The organism is Vibrio sp. A1-1, assembly GCF_021728175.1.
GTDB classification, from domain to species: Bacteria; Pseudomonadota; Gammaproteobacteria; order Enterobacterales; family Vibrionaceae; genus Vibrio; species Vibrio diabolicus.
In genome coordinates this window covers 267,750-282,084 of sequence record NZ_JAKKCL010000001.1, presented here as the reverse complement: position 1 = coordinate 282,084, position 14,335 = coordinate 267,750, and the positions used below count along the sequence as shown (strand labels likewise).

General features: G+C 49.3%; 22 protein-coding genes. All 22 read left to right on the top strand.

Annotation, left to right across the window (positions count from 1 at the left end; all coding sequences use genetic code 11):
• The first annotated feature begins 2 nt into the window (after nucleotides 1-2).
• The 22 genes from L3V30_RS01275 to L3V30_RS01170 all read left to right on the top strand — a co-directional run bounded on the left by L3V30_RS01275 (nucleotide 3) and on the right by L3V30_RS01170 (nucleotide 14,326).
• Entirely contained in the window at nucleotides 3-269 is a 267-nt protein-coding gene (locus tag L3V30_RS01275) for a hypothetical protein (protein WP_237308135.1), read from the top strand.
• Nucleotides 251-757: a hypothetical protein gene (locus L3V30_RS01270; protein ID WP_237308134.1), complete on the top strand. Its 507-nt coding sequence runs from the start codon at nucleotides 251-253 to the stop codon at nucleotides 755-757. The genes L3V30_RS01275 and L3V30_RS01270 overlap by 19 nt, the downstream gene beginning before the upstream one ends.
• Nucleotides 754-972 (top strand): TraR/DksA C4-type zinc finger protein, encoded by a 219-nt coding sequence (locus tag L3V30_RS01265; protein ID WP_237308133.1) that lies wholly within the window; start codon nucleotides 754-756, stop codon nucleotides 970-972. The genes L3V30_RS01270 and L3V30_RS01265 overlap by 4 nt, the downstream gene beginning before the upstream one ends.
• Nucleotides 969-1,295: a DUF2730 family protein gene (locus tag L3V30_RS01260; protein ID WP_081280737.1), complete on the top strand. Its 327-nt coding sequence runs from the start codon at nucleotides 969-971 to the stop codon at nucleotides 1,293-1,295. The genes L3V30_RS01265 and L3V30_RS01260 overlap by 4 nt, the downstream gene beginning before the upstream one ends.
• Nucleotides 1,282-1,572 carry an ArsR family transcriptional regulator gene (locus L3V30_RS01255; protein WP_122069515.1) on the top strand — a complete coding sequence of 97 codons (291 nt, stop codon included), beginning with the start codon at nucleotides 1,282-1,284 and terminating at the stop codon, nucleotides 1,570-1,572. The genes L3V30_RS01260 and L3V30_RS01255 overlap by 14 nt, the downstream gene beginning before the upstream one ends.
• 15 nt (nucleotides 1,573-1,587) lie before the next feature.
• Nucleotides 1,588-1,755, top strand: coding sequence for a hypothetical protein (locus tag L3V30_RS01250; protein ID WP_237308132.1), 168 nt, complete (start codon nucleotides 1,588-1,590; stop codon nucleotides 1,753-1,755).
• Nucleotides 1,730-2,311, top strand: coding sequence for a DUF3486 family protein (locus L3V30_RS01245; RefSeq protein ID WP_065297125.1), 582 nt, complete (start codon nucleotides 1,730-1,732; stop codon nucleotides 2,309-2,311). Before L3V30_RS01250 ends, L3V30_RS01245 begins: the two co-directional genes overlap by 26 nt.
• On the top strand, nucleotides 2,311-3,852 hold the full coding sequence (locus tag L3V30_RS01240; RefSeq protein ID WP_237308131.1) for a terminase family protein: 1,542 nt from the start codon (nucleotides 2,311-2,313) through the stop codon (nucleotides 3,850-3,852). The genes L3V30_RS01245 and L3V30_RS01240 overlap by 1 nt, the downstream gene beginning before the upstream one ends.
• 20 nt (nucleotides 3,853-3,872) lie before the next feature.
• Nucleotides 3,873-5,453 carry a DUF935 domain-containing protein gene (locus L3V30_RS01235; RefSeq protein WP_237308130.1) on the top strand — a complete coding sequence of 527 codons (1,581 nt, stop codon included), beginning with the start codon at nucleotides 3,873-3,875 and terminating at the stop codon, nucleotides 5,451-5,453.
• Entirely contained in the window at nucleotides 5,453-5,782 is a 330-nt protein-coding gene (locus L3V30_RS01230) for a hypothetical protein (RefSeq protein ID WP_237308129.1), read from the top strand. Before L3V30_RS01235 ends, L3V30_RS01230 begins: the two co-directional genes overlap by 1 nt.
• Complete coding sequence (locus L3V30_RS01225) at nucleotides 5,783-7,186, top strand: phage minor head protein (RefSeq protein ID WP_237308128.1); 1,404 nt, start codon at nucleotides 5,783-5,785, stop codon at nucleotides 7,184-7,186.
• Between the two features lie 9 nt (nucleotides 7,187-7,195).
• On the top strand, nucleotides 7,196-7,393 hold the full coding sequence (locus tag L3V30_RS01220; RefSeq protein WP_237308127.1) for a hypothetical protein: 198 nt from the start codon (nucleotides 7,196-7,198) through the stop codon (nucleotides 7,391-7,393).
• Nucleotides 7,393-7,851, top strand: coding sequence for a phage virion morphogenesis protein (locus L3V30_RS01215; protein ID WP_237308126.1), 459 nt, complete (start codon nucleotides 7,393-7,395; stop codon nucleotides 7,849-7,851). The genes L3V30_RS01220 and L3V30_RS01215 overlap by 1 nt, the downstream gene beginning before the upstream one ends.
• 232 nt (nucleotides 7,852-8,083) lie before the next feature.
• On the top strand, nucleotides 8,084-9,091 hold the full coding sequence (locus L3V30_RS01210; protein WP_237308125.1) for a hypothetical protein: 1,008 nt from the start codon (nucleotides 8,084-8,086) through the stop codon (nucleotides 9,089-9,091).
• A 55-nt stretch (nucleotides 9,092-9,146) separates the two neighbouring features.
• Entirely contained in the window at nucleotides 9,147-10,304 is a 1,158-nt protein-coding gene (locus L3V30_RS01205) for a phage protease (protein ID WP_237308124.1), read from the top strand.
• On the top strand, nucleotides 10,305-10,697 hold the full coding sequence (locus L3V30_RS01200; protein WP_237308123.1) for a hypothetical protein: 393 nt from the start codon (nucleotides 10,305-10,307) through the stop codon (nucleotides 10,695-10,697).
• Nucleotides 10,698-10,743: 46 nt separating this feature from the next.
• Nucleotides 10,744-11,637 (top strand): Mu-like prophage major head subunit gpT family protein, encoded by an 894-nt coding sequence (locus tag L3V30_RS01195; RefSeq protein WP_153645810.1) that lies wholly within the window; start codon nucleotides 10,744-10,746, stop codon nucleotides 11,635-11,637.
• Between the two features lie 71 nt (nucleotides 11,638-11,708).
• Nucleotides 11,709-12,173, top strand: a complete 465-nt coding sequence (locus L3V30_RS01190; RefSeq protein ID WP_237308122.1) for an HI1506-related protein — start codon at nucleotides 11,709-11,711, stop codon at nucleotides 12,171-12,173.
• 3 nt (nucleotides 12,174-12,176) lie between these two features.
• The gene (locus L3V30_RS01185; RefSeq protein WP_237308121.1) at nucleotides 12,177-12,608 is read left to right on the top strand and encodes a DUF1320 domain-containing protein; all 432 of its coding nucleotides are present in this window, start codon (nucleotides 12,177-12,179) and stop codon (nucleotides 12,606-12,608) included.
• On the top strand, nucleotides 12,608-13,054 hold the full coding sequence (locus L3V30_RS01180) for a hypothetical protein (protein WP_237308120.1): 447 nt from the start codon (nucleotides 12,608-12,610) through the stop codon (nucleotides 13,052-13,054). The genes L3V30_RS01185 and L3V30_RS01180 overlap by 1 nt, the downstream gene beginning before the upstream one ends.
• Entirely contained in the window at nucleotides 13,044-13,952 is a 909-nt protein-coding gene (locus L3V30_RS01175) for a hypothetical protein (RefSeq protein WP_237308119.1), read from the top strand. Before L3V30_RS01180 ends, L3V30_RS01175 begins: the two co-directional genes overlap by 11 nt.
• 44 nt (nucleotides 13,953-13,996) lie before the next feature.
• Nucleotides 13,997-14,326 carry a hypothetical protein gene (locus L3V30_RS01170; RefSeq protein ID WP_237308118.1) on the top strand — a complete coding sequence of 110 codons (330 nt, stop codon included), beginning with the start codon at nucleotides 13,997-13,999 and terminating at the stop codon, nucleotides 14,324-14,326.
• Nucleotides 14,327-14,335 lie beyond the last annotated feature (9 nt).

Genomic DNA, 14,335 nt, shown 5'->3' with positions numbered 1-14,335 from the left:
ACATGGGGCGCAACTGGGATTGGTCATATCAACGTGGGCGAGAGAAACGGCTAGAGGCTGAAGAGCAGGCACAACACAACAACGCTGCCATGCCATCGAGTCCACCGTTACACAGTCACGATGCCACCTTGCAATCCTATTTTAATCGCGGCTGGAAGAGCATTACGCCAGCCGACATTCACATCCATTTGGGCTTGGTGAAAGCACCAAGTTCGTCAAGCCCGTTAGATAAACTCAGGGAGATACGCTCATGTCACTTTCAACAATAGCTGCACTGGCGTTACAGGTCGGCCCTGCTGCCATTCGTGGCATTTCTGCGTTGCTTGGGGGCAACAACGCTGCAGATAAAGTCGCGGACGCCGTGGAAGTTGCTCATCGAGAGTTCACAACCAAAGACGCCAAACAAGCAGCAGTGAACCATTGTCTTGAAGCGTTGCCACCAGAACAAAAGCTAGAGCTAGAAACGCTTCGTGTTCGTCTTGAACAAGAGCTGACTGAACGCGCCAAAATCGCAGCCCAAGACCGCCAAGCCGAACAGCATGAAACCCAAGAAACCATTCGAAAGGGCGATACGGCGACAGACAAAGTCGTGCGTTGGTCGCGTCCACTGATGGCACTCGTCAGTTGTGGCTCAGCAAGCTATTACCTGATCACGACACCATCACCTGACTTAACCGTTGCCTCGCTACTTCTTGGCTTAGCTGTGACTTACATGGGCTTACGCCACCGTGAGAAAGATAAAGGGCTGACTCAATGAGCGATTGGATCGACAAGTCAGTCGAGAAGCAACACAGCGAGTTGGAGCGGTGTATCAATAACGCAAGAACGCAGCGCGGGCAGGGCATTCAAAAGAAAATTGCGGATGTAGTGATTTGCGCTGAATGCCTGGAGCCAATTCCGAAAGCGCGATTAGCGATTAAGCCGGACGCGACGCATTGCGTGGAGTGCTTGGCTGAAATGGAGGCTCCGTGAAGCCTGAATCGTTGGAGCTAATCCGAACCTTTACCCCTTGGGTGATGAGTGGCATCACGCTTGGCTGGATCATCGTGGTGTTTGTGCTCAAAAAGACTTACGCCAAAACCGAAGACCTGATTGCCGTCAGGCAGGAAATGACAGCCATGCACGCGAAAGTGGATGCCTTACCTGGTCATGAAGAAGTAACCCAGCTGCGCATCGAGCTCTCTGATGCAAAGGCAGAAATCCGAGAACTCAGGGCTGAGCTTAAACCCGTTAACCATCTGGCTCAGTTGCTACTCGAAAACGAACTAAAGGAAAGAAACAATGGCAATGGCTGAACTTCTGCAGCAAGACCGACGGTTGGTGATGTTGCGCATTCTCAATGAGTCAGTGGGCTACACCGCGAATGACAGTGTGCTCGACCACAGCTTAGATGCGTACGGTCACCTGGTCAGTCGCGACACCGTTCGCGCAGAAATCTACTGGCTTGAAGAGCAGGGCTTAATCTCTACCAAAGACATCAATGGCACCTTAGTCGCCACTATCAAACAGCGTGGGATTGATATTGCCAATGGACAAGCGGTTCATCCTGGTGTGAAACGTCCAAGTCCATAAACAGTAGGTGTGTCTATGTCAGAACCAATGAAGATTTATTTGCTGTGGGTGGCGTCTTATACCGCGTTCCAATACGTGAAGTTTCGTTATTACATTCGCTGTCGCCCGATTTTTCGCCCGGCGTTGTCATCGTTTACTCGTCGTTTAAGAGGGCTTTATGAGCGATTCAAAGAAACACACTAAGCACCGCGTCAGTAAAATTGACCAACTGCCGGATGAACTTAAAAGTCAGTTAAACATGCTTTTGCGTGATGGACGAATGAGTCAGGAGCGTATTCGTACGCTGATTAATGATGAAATCGACCAGAAAGGATTATCCGAAGACCCTGAATACATCAAGCGCAATGCGATGAGCCGCTATGCCCAGTCCTTTCGCAAAGGGATGGAGCGTTACGCCCAGGCACAAGAGCTGACCAAGCAGTGGGTTGGCCAGTTTGGTGAGATGCCACAAACCGACATTTCCCGCGCTCTGATTGAGATTGGCAAGTCGCACATCTTTGAATTCCAGATGGACAAGCTTGAGGAAAATAAACCTATCGATCCTAAAACGATGGGGCAGCTGGCTCTCGCGATTAAGCGTCTGCAAGAAGCACAAACGGGCAGTGTGAAGTTAGAGCAGGAGATTCGCAAGCAAGCCTTTACTGAAGCCGCTGATAAAGCGGAGGCGGTAGCGAAGAAAGCAGGCTTAACGTCCGACACCGTCAAGATGCTCAAAGCAGAACTATTGGGGATTAGCTGATGGGAGCGCTTGATCTCAAATCCATCTCACAAGATGAGCTCGTCGCTTTTGATAAAGATGAGCTGTTGCTTGGTTATCAAAAACGATGGATTGCCGATGACTCGGTACTCAAGATCGCGGAGAAGTCACGCCGTACAGGTTTAACTTTTGCGGAAGCGGCAGACTCGGCATTAACGGCAGGCACAAGCAAGACTGATGGCGGCTCTAACGTCTTTTACGTTGGCTCGAACAAAGAGATGGCGCGAGAGTTCATTGATGCTGTCGCCATGTGGGCCAAGATGTTCGATAAAGCCGCAGGCGAAGTTCAGGAAGACATTCTCACAGATGAAGACAAAGACATCCTTACCTTTGTTGTCTACTTCGAATCAGGCTTTAAAGTTCAGGCGTTATCAAGTAACCCATCCAACCTGCGTGGTATGCAGGGCACAGTTATTATCGATGAAGCAGCGTTCCATGATCGCTTAGCCGAAGTGTTAAAAGCCGCACTGGCTCTGACCATGTGGGGTGCAAAAGTCCGCTTAATCTCCACCCACAACGGCGTAGACAACCTATTTAACCAACTTATTCAAGACAGCCGGGCAGGGAAAAAACGCTATAGCGTGCATACCATTACGCTCGATGATGCTTGTGCGGAAGGCTTGTATCAGCGCATTTGCCAGATCCAAAAGGTCGAGTGGACGCAAGAAAAAGAAGACGAGTGGAAAGCGAACCTACTCAAAGATACCGCCACTGAAGATGATGCGCTCGAAGAGTACTACTGTGTGCCGAAAGCCTCCAGTGGGCAGTATGTGCCTATCGTTCTTATCGATGCTGCGATGAAGAGCGGTGCGCCATGCCTTGAGATTGAAGCACCTAAAGAGTTCATGGAGTGGCCTGAAAGCGCTCGAAATCTGTTTGTGCAGCACTGGAATGAAACCGTCTTACAGCCAGAACTGGACAAGCTCAATCCCCAGCATCGTTTCTCGTTTGGGGAAGACTTTGCACGCCGTGGTGACTTGTCGATTTTTGTGCCACTGGGTGAGCGTCGTGACCTGACCAAATACGTACCTTTTTATGTTGAGCTTCGCAACATGACCTATGACGCGCAGCGGCAGGTGATGTTCTATCTGTTGGATCGTCTGCCTCGTAAGCGTGGTATGGCCTACGATGCGACGGGTAACGGTGGCTATTTGGCAGAAGCAGCGGCACTTCGCTACGGGACAGAGATGGTTGACCAGGTCTCACTCAATGACCCTTGGTATCGAGAGTGGATGCCAAAACTGAAAGCGGAATTCGAGAGCCAGAACCTAGAGCTGCCACGCAATGAAGATGTCAAAGGCGACCTTTGCCACATTCAGGTGGTGAACGGTGTGCCGAAAATCGACAAAGGCAAGACCAAAGGCCAGGACGGTAAGCAGCGCCACGGTGACTTTGCAGTAGCGCTTGCCATGGCCGTTCGCGCCAGCTGGATGGAAGGCAGTGCCATCGAATTTACTCCGATCCCCAATTCTAACGACGATGACTATGACGACTACCATGCGTTTGAGCGTGGTGCCTGGTAGCAAACAGGCAAGGAATACTTATGGCTAAACGACAATCAAATATCGTGGACTTATGGGGCCGTCCTATTGAGATGGATGTGCTTGATGAGCCACAAACCAAAACGGATGCCAAGCTAGCAACGCTGCATCGTGAATTTGCAGACCATCCGTCTTCTGGTTTAACACCGGCTAAATTGGCGCGACTGATGCGTGATGCTGAGCTGGGTGATTTAAAAGCGCAGTGTGAACTTGCTGAAGATATGGAAGAGAAAGACGCCCATATCCAAAGTGAGTTAGGTAAGCGTCGTATGGCACTGCAGGGCATGGACTGGAACATCAAACCACCACGTAACGCCACAGCCCAAGAAAAAGCCGATGCCGAATTGATTCAGGAAGTATTGGAAGATGCGACCTGGCTGGACGATGCCATTTTTGATTTGAGTGACGCGACCTTAAAAAGCTTTTCCAACATTGAGCTGGATTGGGAATATGAAGGTGGAGTGCACTATATCCAAAACGTGCATCATCGCGATCCTTCCTGGTTCAAAACTCACCCTGACGACCGCAACCAACTGCGTTTACGTGATGGCAGTCATGAAGGTGCTGAGCTGCAGCCGTTTGGCTGGATACGCCATACCGCTAAAGCGAAATCGGGTTACCTTACGCGTCGTGGCTTAGTGCGTGTGCTGGCATGGCCGTTCCTGTTTAAGAACTATAGCGTGCGCGATTTGGCTGAGTTCCTTGAGATTTATGGCTTACCAATCCGTTTGGGTAAATACCCTGAGGGAGCGACAGAACCAGAAAAAGCCACTTTGATGCGGGCGGTGATGAGCATTGGCCATAACGCTGGTGGCATCATTCCTAAAGGGATGGAGATTGATTTCCAAAATGCTGCAGATGGGCAATCTGACCCGTTTATGGCGATGATAAGTTGGTGTGAGAAATCGCAGTCCAAAGCGATTCTAGGCGGTACGTTGACCTCTCAGGCCGATGGAAAGAGCAGCACCAATGCGCTGGGCAACGTGCACAACGAAGTAAGAGAAGAGATCCGCGATTTTGACTTAACCAGACTCGCGGCCACGCTGACTCGTGATGTGGTGTATCCACTTTATGCGTTAAACGGTAAGAGCTATCAGCACCAGCGCCGTACGCCTCGCTTCGAGTTTGACCTGACCGAGCCGGAAGATTTGAAGCATCTATCCGATTCGTTGCCTGGCTTGGTTGGTCTTGGTATGCGAGTACCACTCCAGTGGGCACACGATAAAACCCAAATTCCAATGGCTAAAGATGGTGAAGCAGTTCTGAGTGCATCAGCATCAACACCACCAGAGCCAAATGCGCCTGACAAGGTCACCAATCAGGCCGCGCTAAAAGCTCAGTCAGATAAAGATGTCGTCGATGACCAGCTCGCCAATCTACACAGCCAGTCTGCAACATTATTGGAAGGCATGATTGAGCCGGTGCGTGAGTTAGTCGAAAACGCCACATCGCTCAAGCAGCTGCGCGACGACATTCTTGATTTGCAGGGGCAAATCAGTATCGATGAGTTGGGTGAAATGATGGCACAGGCCATGTCGGCGGCAGAGCTTGCTGGCATTAATGATGTGGAGGATGGGAAGTGATGGATAGAAAGAAACCCGATCCAAGCTATGCACCAATGTATTGTGCCATGTATCCCGACCTTGCAAAGTTGGTAAGAAAGCACGGGTACGCCTTGTCTGTCCATGGCAGTTTGCAAAGAGATTTTGATCTTGTCTGCATTCCTTGGGTTGAGTCTCCAAGCGAGTCAAAAGAAGTGGTCAAAGAAATCACAGAAGAGTTTGCCGTCAGAGAGGTCGGAGAGCCAGAGGTAAGTCTGCATGGTCGAGAAATTTACACGCTGTCTATAGGTTATGGGGAATGTTTCATGGATTTGTCCTTCATGCCTGTCCTTGCTAAGGGCGAATCATAGATGGTCGGGATAGTTAATTACGGCTCGCTCCCATTCGAAGAGCAGATTGCCTATTTTCGCAATAAGGTCAACGTTCCCACTGAGCGTTGGGCGGATATGTGGAAGCAAGCCCACGACCGTAGCTTTATCGTTGCAGGTGCAATGAAAGATGATTTGCTGGCAGATTTTCGATCAGCGGTCGATAAAGCCATTAGTGAAGGCAAGAGTTTAAACTGGTTTAAAAGCGAGTTTAAACACATTGTTGCCAAGCATGGTTGGGAGCATAACGGACATGCGAATTGGCGCAGCCAGGTCATTTACGAAACCAACCTTCGCCAAAGCTACACCGCAGGCCGTGAGCAACAAATCGAGCAAATTAAACATCGACGCCCGTATGGCATCTATAAACATTCCGGCTCTGAGCATCCGCGCCACGATCACCTATCCTGGAACAACATGGTCCTGCCGTTGGATGACCCATGGTGGAAGACGCACACACCGATTAATGGCTTTGGCTGTAAGTGCAAAAAGCTCACCGCCAGCAAGCGAACCTTGGAACGTCTTGGCCTTGAAGTAAGCCAGGCACCAAAGATTGAACATTATGATTGGGTGGATAAAGTCACTGGTGAAGTTCATCGAGTGCCGAAAGGTGTTGATCCAGGCTTTGACTACACGCCTAAATCCAGCGCAGAGTTAACAGAGAAGACAAAAACGCTCGTTCAGGCCAAGCCACCTCTGGAAGAACGCTTACCAACGCGAGCGGTCGAAAGTGCCTTTTCTACGGTTAAAGGGGTTAATGCTTCGGAAATCAGCCGCGTTCTGGAGCAAGCAGCAAGCCCACAGCTCACTGCCTTTACTGAGTTCTTAAGCAAGCACGAAGTTAAAACCTTGGTTCTCAAGCAGAGCGAGTTGACCGGAAAGGCGAAAGGCCGGGCACTCGTCGAGCCGATTGAAGAATATCTGCAGTCAGGGCAAAGAGCGCCAATCCTGAACTTCTTTCATCGCAATGCGACTCGTACCAATGGCTTTACCAGTAAGCACTGGAATCATGTGGTGGTGAAAGCGAAAAGCACGGATACGTTAAAGCGAGTATCGGCAGAGCAGCTAAGAGAAGCCATAGAGCGAGCCATGGCTCTAAGTGCAACAAGCAAGCAATACAGTTTGTCTACTATAGTGAAAGCGATGTATGGAGACTCGGCAAGAGTGGTGAATACCTGGGCGCATGAGATGGGCCACCAAATCCACTTTAAAGCCGGTTCGCCAGCAGCACCAGTGGCTTATGGCATTACTCAGTATTCCGAACAGAATGAATTTGAATGGTTTGCGGAGCACTTTGTAGCATGGCTGTTTGCGCCAGAGGCACTGAATGACCGCTATCCAGAAATCTTTAGCTTCATTACAGACACGGTTAACAAGGCGATTTAAAGTTATATTATGAATATCTACGAACAAGCACTCGAACTCACCAGACCGCCAGTGACTCTTGAAAACCTTCAGGAGTACGATGCGCTGCTGTCTCAAGCAAAAGGCGAAGAGGCGAATCGCATTGGTGATTTATACACGGTATTGATTAGCCAGGCCGATCCTGAAGTGTATGAGCAGTACGTATTGCTTTCTATGGGTGAAATCTAATGGCAGGTGTGAATTACACCCTTAAGTTTGAAGAGAAGGAAAAGCTGCAGCGTCGCTTTAATCAGCTTTTAAAGCAGGGCACCAGTCTGCAACCGGCCTTTCAAGACATTGGTGAAATGCTACTGCTCAGCCACGATCAACGCTTTCGTGATCAAGTTAGCCCAGATGGAGAGCCGTGGGCACCGCTGTCACCAGCCTACCAGGCCAGAAAGCCCAAGCGCCAAAACGATATCTTAACTCTGAACAGTATCTTAAGCGGCAACCTCAGTTACATTGCCACCGGCTCGAACCTGTTCTTTGGTACACCGACCGAATACGGCGCGATTCACCACTTCGGTGGAAGTGAAGGTATGCGCCCTGCCAATGCCGCAATTCCTGCCCGTCCCTGGTTAGGTGTGGACGATGACGATAAAGCCGAAATTTATGACATCCTGTCTGACTTTTTACTCCAAGAATAAAACGCGCTGTAAGCGATTCTAAGCGCGTTAACGGCATAATTGGTGCAATGCCTCATGTGAGTAGTCTAAAATTGAAATTAAACGAATTTAAACATGGTTTAAACAGGGCGTGGTTGTTTGTGAGTGCCGCGATTTAGTAGAAGTGTGAATCATATTGCTTTTTTTATTTAGATTATCCGTCCATCATAAAGTTAGAATTAAATCTTAAACTAAGAAAAGCAATAGGTTGGCAATGGAATACGTCATTAAGAATGAAGACGATGCTTTCGAGTACCTTCAGAAAATTATTGATCACGGCATCGATTTAGAGAAAGATACCATCCGCTTCGATGGTTGGCCCTATTTAAGTTTGTATATTAAGGGCAGCAAATTTGATTCGTCTCTAACTCCTTCGTTAATGAAAGGCTTTTTAGAGCTTCAAAAAGGCATCAATCGCTCATACTGTTTGGTCAAATATGGAACACCAAATACTAACGTTTTAACTAAGACAGAACGTGAAGAGCTAGAGATTAAAGTCAAGGTCGAAGGTGGCAGTACGACAACGGGTGTCGATTTACAATCTTTATTGACGAATATTGGAACGAAGGTGATCGATAAAATGGATCCAACAACATTAGCTATAACGCTGGTAAGCCTTGGGTTGATTTGGGCTGGTAAGACTTCTTATGCGGCGTATTTAGAAAACCGACGTCAGACTCGTGAGAATGAAGTTAAGTCTGAAGAAACGCGAGAGATGTTAAAATCCCAGCAGTTTATGTCAGAGCAAGAAACGGAACGTACTCGTTTGCTAACTCAAGTGATGCTGAGCAATAACGCCGTAAGTAATGTGTCCAAAGTAGCTGACGACACTAAAGCCGCATTAATCAAAGAGCTTGGTACTACCGCGTCTTCAACAATACAAGGTATTTCTGTTGACGGAGAAATGGCAGCAGAGCTAGCAAAAAATGCTCGACGCAAATCCATTGATGTTGCATTTAACGCTCGTTTTAGAATCTTGACGGTGGACTCTACCGACCCTGAAACATTTAAGGTTCGTCTCAGAAATATTGAAACAAAAGAGGAGTTCAACGCTAAGGTACAAGATTACTCGTTGGATTCTAAATACATCAAAGCACTGCAGTATGGCGAGTGGAGCAAGACTCCTATTAATTTAGTTGTATCAGCTAAGAGCAAAGACAATGAGATTTCACATGCAACGGTATTGGAAGCTAGAGTTCCTGAACCTGACGAACAAGACTAATACAACAACCCTCGTGAATCTCAACTAACCCCGCATGCCCTTCACTATGGAGGGCATGAAAACACATACCTTAACACCTCACCCAATCGCACAAGCGGTACTCTCTGCCAACAAAGGCAATGAGCCGTTAGCGGTACTGACTGCCGATTTATCAACACATGATGATGGTTGGTATCAGCTGCTGCCAGCTGGCAAGTTCAAAGCGCCTGATGGTCGACCTTCTGATACTGCAGATGGTCACTGGCATTTAGATGCTGATGGTGCACAAGCTTTTATCGCTGCGACCAAAGCGCTGCGCGATAAAGTCCTGGTCGATTATGACCACCAAACCCTTTATGTCGAACAGACAGGGAAAAGAGCCCCTGCTGCAGCCTGGCTAACCGCCTCTACCGATATTGAGTGGCGTGAAGGTCAAGGTATCTACATCCGTCCGGAATGGACATCCAAAGCCCAGTCGATGATTGACGAGAAAGAGTATGCGTTTCTCTCGGCAGTCTTCCCTTACGACAAATCGGGCAAACCTCTCTATTTACGCATGGCAGCCATCACCAACGATCCTGGTATTACCAAGATGGAATCGGTCGCATCGCTGGCAGCGGACTTCAATGTGCGTCTCTCCAAGCGCGGAGTGGACGTAAATCTCTATGGCGAAACGGAGGATGCATTCGTGAACGAAGCACTCAAAAAGCTGTTAGCCCGACTGGGTATCACGGTCGACGGCGAACTCACTGATGAAATGGCAACGGCGGCGTTATCGGCCATTGATGCGCTGCAGACAAAAGCCGATAAGGTCGATGGACTGGAAACACAAGTGGCAACGCTCTCTGCACAAGATGGCAAGGTCGACCTATCCAAGTTCGTACCTATTGACGCTTACAACGGCGTAGTCGGTGAACTGGCTGTTTTAAAAGCGGACTCGGACCAAACCAGCATCAGCTCGTTAATCGATACCGCCAAGCAAGATGGCAAAGTGGTTGAAGCCGAAATGGTATACCTCACTCAGTTTGGCGAGCAGCAAGGTGTTGCATCCCTCAAAGCGATGCTCGATGCGCGTCCAGCTATCGCGGCATTAAAAGCCACTCAAACCAAAGGCAAAAAGCCACCTCAAGATGAGGTCAATAAAGATGACCTAACCGAAACCGAAATGGCGGTGCTCAAAGCGACAGGCTTAACCAAAGAGCAGTACCTCGCCACCAAGCAAGAGGAAGCATAAATGAGCTCAGTTTTCGCACGTCGATCAGGTTTAAAAGGTGCCTACCCACTAGCGGCAGCTGCCGTTGTGGTGGCCTGTTCTCCGGTGTTTCTCACAGCAGGCTTAGCTGTGCCGTTTGCTAGCGCAGGTGGTACGTCCAAGTTTGCTGGTATCGCCACGTTTAACGCCGACAACAGCGCTGGCGCTGATGGTGAATTGAAAGTCGAAGTCGAGAAGCAACAAATCGCATTGCTTAACTCGGGCGACATCGATGACAGCCACGTTGGCACCACAGTGTACTTCAGTACGGAAAACAGCGTGTCTATTGATGCCGCTACCGCGTCACGCCCAACCGCGGGTGTGGTGAGTGAAGTCGATGGCGATTTGGTGTGGGTGCAACCTGCAGTGGTATAGCGCTTAACGCGTGATCCTTTAGTGAATTAGTTCTCAGGAGAGAAAGATGAAAACAAGCGGAGCGAATCTCAGCGTTCTCTATACGGCGGTAAAGACCAACTTCCAGATTGGTCGACAAACCTATACCCAACTTTGGCCGAAAATCGCCACGTTAGTGCCGTCAACCACAGCCGTGGAAACTTATGCCTGGCTAGGTGAATTTACCCGCCTGCGTGAGTGGATTGGTGAGCGTCAAATCAACCGTATGAAAGCGCATGGCTACACCTTGGCTAACAAAAAGTTCGAAGGTACAGAAGCCATTGGTCGTGAGTACGTAGAAGACGATACCTATGGCGTACTGATGCCTAAGTTCCAGGACATGGGCTACGCAGCAGCGACGCACCCAGATGAAATGACCTTTGCATTGCTGTTAGCTGGTTTTGACAACCTATGTTACGACGGTCAGAACTTCTTCGATACTGACCACCCAGTAGGTGATGAAGGCCAAGAAGCTTCAGTCTCTAACATGCAGGCAGGCGCTGGAGAGGCATGGTTCCTGTTGGATACTACGCGCCCTCTGAAACCGCTGATTTATCAGCAGCGCAAAGACTACAACCTGAATAACAAGACTGATGCTTCCAACAGTGATCACGTCTACATGATGGATGAGTTCCTGTATGGCGTGGATGCTCGCGGTAACTGGGGCTTTGGTTTCTGGCAGCAGGCATTTGCGTCTAAAGCGGATTTAACCGATGCGAACTTCGATACCGCAATGGAAACCATGATGGGCTTTAAGTCCGACAAAGGCCGTCCATTGGGCATCATGCCGAACCTGTTGATTGTTGGTCCATCGAATCGCAGTGCGGCGAAGAAAGTCGTTGAAGCGGAAAACAAAGCACAAGGTGAAAGCAACACCAACTTCAAAGCGGTGGAAGTGCTTGTGGTGCCTTGGTTGCCGTAAGCCAGATTTAAGCTGGCTTAGTCACCTTTGCCAGCTTTCCTTTTGTCATTGAATTATGGAGAGCTTATGTCATGGCTGAAAAAACTCTTATCGCCTCTTTGGTTAGTGTCATCTGTCACGCACATACAGGCTATCGCCGTGCAGGTATGGCGTTTTCTAAAGGGGAAAACACCCTCAAACCTGATTCCATTACCCAAACTCAATTGGCTCAGCTTAAAGCCGATCCACGACTTAAAGTCACTTTGGCTGAAGATGCGCTTTCAAGTACCACGTCTAATGAGCCAACGGGTGGTAACCAATCCGACGGCGACCTGGGCGATAGCACTCTTCCTGCCAATCTAGTTGAAGCCATTCAACGACTCGACCCTAGCAACGCCGAGCATTTCACCACAAGCGGTAAACCGACAACGGAAGCGCTTAGTGAACTGATGCAAACCAAAGTGTCTGCAGCAGAACGCGACGAAGCCTGGGAAGCCTTCCAGGCAAGTGAAGCAAACCTTGATGGTCAGTCTGCCGACGAAGAGAAAGGTGTGTAACCGATGAAGTACTGTACTCGCGACGACATGATCACTCGCTTCAGTATCGAAGAGTTGATTGAGCTAACGGACAAGGACGGTAGCACAGGTGCCATTGTCGATGCCGTGCTTGATCAGGCTATTGCCGACGCGAGTGCCACTATTGATGGTTACATTGGAGGCCGCTATCAACTGCCATTGTCTAGCGTGCCTTCCATCTTGCTGCGCATGGCTTGCGATTTGGCTCGCTACTTCTTGTATGACGACCAACTGGGCGATGAGCACCAAGTCACCAAGCGCTATCGCGATGCGATTGAATACCTGAAACAAGTGGGTAACGGCAAGGTGCAACTGGGGATTAATGCCAACAGTGAACGCCCAGCGCCGACCAGTACCGCGCAGATGGTTTCATCTGGCAGTGTCTTCTCTCGCGAAAACAGCAAGGGCTTTATCTGATGGACAGCGATTTAATTCAACTCACCATTGAGCGACTTAAGGACCCAAGTAATGGCAAGCCGCCTTGGATCGATGTGAAAGAAATTGATTCGCTCACTCAGCTTCATGAGAAGAAGTCTGCGCTGCTAAGAACGCCAGCCTTGTTTGTGTTTTTGGTTAGCGACAGCCCTAAGCCGGATGTGCGTGGCAGTGGGCCGTATCTTCAAGACTGCGTAGCCACGGTAGGCGTGGTTATCGTCACCAAAAGCACCAACAGCAAACCGATTGACTGGCAGCCGCTGCGCAAAGAACTTCGCCAGCGTCTGTTTGGTTGGACACCGGATGATGAGTATGAGCCTTTCTGGTTAGGACCAGGGCGACTCATGGGCATCTCGAATGGTCGAGCAGATTGGTTCGACCAATTTATTACTGAATACACAGAGGATCAGAATCGTTATGGCTCGTAAAGAACGAAAGAAAATTCTCGCCTTTGCTGTGGAATCCACCTATGGCGTTGATGCCATTGCAGCTGGTTCTCCTCAATATTTGCTTGGGCGCGAGTTCTCCATTACTCCGATGGCTGGTGAATCGCAGTCACTGGAATATGACAACGGCCAGCTCGGTAACTCACAACAGATTGTGACCGAGCTGTATGTCACGCTGGAATTCACTGTCGACTTATCTGCGAGCAGTGCTGTCGCTACCGCTGCACCTTATGCAGATTTACTCTCAGCCTGTTTGCGTAAGACTGAGACCGATGTTGCAGAATGTCGCTATGTGATTGATGAAGAGTCGACAGAATCCATCACCTTGTATTTTTACCAGTCCGGTGCGCTGCATAAAGTCACGGGCGCTCGTGGTTCGATGTCCATCACTGCCCAGGCTAAAAACTTCGGTGGCATCAAGTTCACCTTCAGCGGTCTGTTTAGCCCGGTTGAGAGTGCCGTATTACCTGCGGCGAACTTCGATGTCTGGCAGACCCCACTCAAGATTGGTGTGCAAAACTCCTCGTTCGCCATTGATGGTACGCCACTCAAGATGATTAGCCTCGAATATGACCAGGCTAACTCGGTGGTGTATCAGGAGTACGTTGGGCATGAAGAAATCATCATTACTGACTACGCGCCAACGGGAACCATCGTCATTGAAGCGCCAGACCAGACAACGTGGGATGCGTTCGCCAAAGCAGAGGCAGGGGCAACGCACAGCATTACTTTTGCCAATGGTCCTATCGGTAATCAGGTCGAGTGGTCCAGTTCAAAAGTGCAGTTGGGCCGTCCAACGTATGGCGAGCAAGATGGCACTCAAACCTTATCGATTCCACTTATCCCAATCGGCAATGTGGATTTAATTACCACGCGTTAAACACCGTTTAAACGCATTTAACTGACTGTTTAAAGGAGCACTCCATGTTTAAAGTTCAAAAGGAACGCCTTGTTAAAAACTGGCCTGCCAAGGTATCTGTTGCCGTCGATGATGGCAAGGTTGACACCCACAACATTACCCTCGATTTACTTCTGCTCGATGTCGACAAAAGTGACAAAGTCCTGCGCTATTTCAAAGAGAACGTTAAGCAGGTCGTTAAAGGCTGGTCTGGTATTGGTGACGCAGACGGCGAGGTGATGACGTTCAGCGACGAGAATCTCGATCTCTTGCTGGGCGATCCTGCATTTATCAAAGCGGTTGTCGATGCGTACTTGCAGGCTAACTCAGGGCAGGCTGCAGAAAAAAACTCATAGAGGCGGTGC

Excerpts from the sequence above, each read along its gene's own strand:
- L3V30_RS01275 (WP_237308135.1), top strand. The coding sequence starts at position 3 with ATGGGGCGCAACTGGGATTGGTCATATCAACGTGGGCGAGAGAAACGG.
- L3V30_RS01270 (WP_237308134.1), top strand. The coding sequence starts at position 251 with ATGTCACTTTCAACAATAGCTGCACTGGCGTTACAGGTCGGCCCTGCT.
- L3V30_RS01265 (WP_237308133.1), top strand. The coding sequence starts at position 754 with ATGAGCGATTGGATCGACAAGTCAGTCGAGAAGCAACACAGCGAGTTG.
- L3V30_RS01255 (WP_122069515.1), top strand. The coding sequence starts at position 1,282 with ATGGCAATGGCTGAACTTCTGCAGCAAGACCGACGGTTGGTGATGTTG.
- L3V30_RS01250 (WP_237308132.1), top strand. The coding sequence starts at position 1,588 with ATGTCAGAACCAATGAAGATTTATTTGCTGTGGGTGGCGTCTTATACC.
- L3V30_RS01245 (WP_065297125.1), top strand. The coding sequence starts at position 1,730 with ATGAGCGATTCAAAGAAACACACTAAGCACCGCGTCAGTAAAATTGAC.
- L3V30_RS01240 (WP_237308131.1), top strand. The coding sequence starts at position 2,311 with ATGGGAGCGCTTGATCTCAAATCCATCTCACAAGATGAGCTCGTCGCT.
- L3V30_RS01235 (WP_237308130.1), top strand. The coding sequence starts at position 3,873 with ATGGCTAAACGACAATCAAATATCGTGGACTTATGGGGCCGTCCTATT.
- L3V30_RS01230 (WP_237308129.1), top strand. The coding sequence starts at position 5,453 with ATGGATAGAAAGAAACCCGATCCAAGCTATGCACCAATGTATTGTGCC.
- L3V30_RS01225 (WP_237308128.1), top strand. The coding sequence starts at position 5,783 with ATGGTCGGGATAGTTAATTACGGCTCGCTCCCATTCGAAGAGCAGATT.
- L3V30_RS01220 (WP_237308127.1), top strand. The coding sequence starts at position 7,196 with ATGAATATCTACGAACAAGCACTCGAACTCACCAGACCGCCAGTGACT.
- L3V30_RS01215 (WP_237308126.1), top strand. The coding sequence starts at position 7,393 with ATGGCAGGTGTGAATTACACCCTTAAGTTTGAAGAGAAGGAAAAGCTG.
- L3V30_RS01210 (WP_237308125.1), top strand. The coding sequence starts at position 8,084 with ATGGAATACGTCATTAAGAATGAAGACGATGCTTTCGAGTACCTTCAG.
- L3V30_RS01205 (WP_237308124.1), top strand. The coding sequence starts at position 9,147 with ATGAAAACACATACCTTAACACCTCACCCAATCGCACAAGCGGTACTC.
- L3V30_RS01200 (WP_237308123.1), top strand. The coding sequence starts at position 10,305 with ATGAGCTCAGTTTTCGCACGTCGATCAGGTTTAAAAGGTGCCTACCCA.
- L3V30_RS01195 (WP_153645810.1), top strand. The coding sequence starts at position 10,744 with ATGAAAACAAGCGGAGCGAATCTCAGCGTTCTCTATACGGCGGTAAAG.
- L3V30_RS01190 (WP_237308122.1), top strand. The coding sequence starts at position 11,709 with ATGGCTGAAAAAACTCTTATCGCCTCTTTGGTTAGTGTCATCTGTCAC.
- L3V30_RS01185 (WP_237308121.1), top strand. The coding sequence starts at position 12,177 with ATGAAGTACTGTACTCGCGACGACATGATCACTCGCTTCAGTATCGAA.
- L3V30_RS01180 (WP_237308120.1), top strand. The coding sequence starts at position 12,608 with ATGGACAGCGATTTAATTCAACTCACCATTGAGCGACTTAAGGACCCA.
- L3V30_RS01175 (WP_237308119.1), top strand. The coding sequence starts at position 13,044 with ATGGCTCGTAAAGAACGAAAGAAAATTCTCGCCTTTGCTGTGGAATCC.
- L3V30_RS01170 (WP_237308118.1), top strand. The coding sequence starts at position 13,997 with ATGTTTAAAGTTCAAAAGGAACGCCTTGTTAAAAACTGGCCTGCCAAG.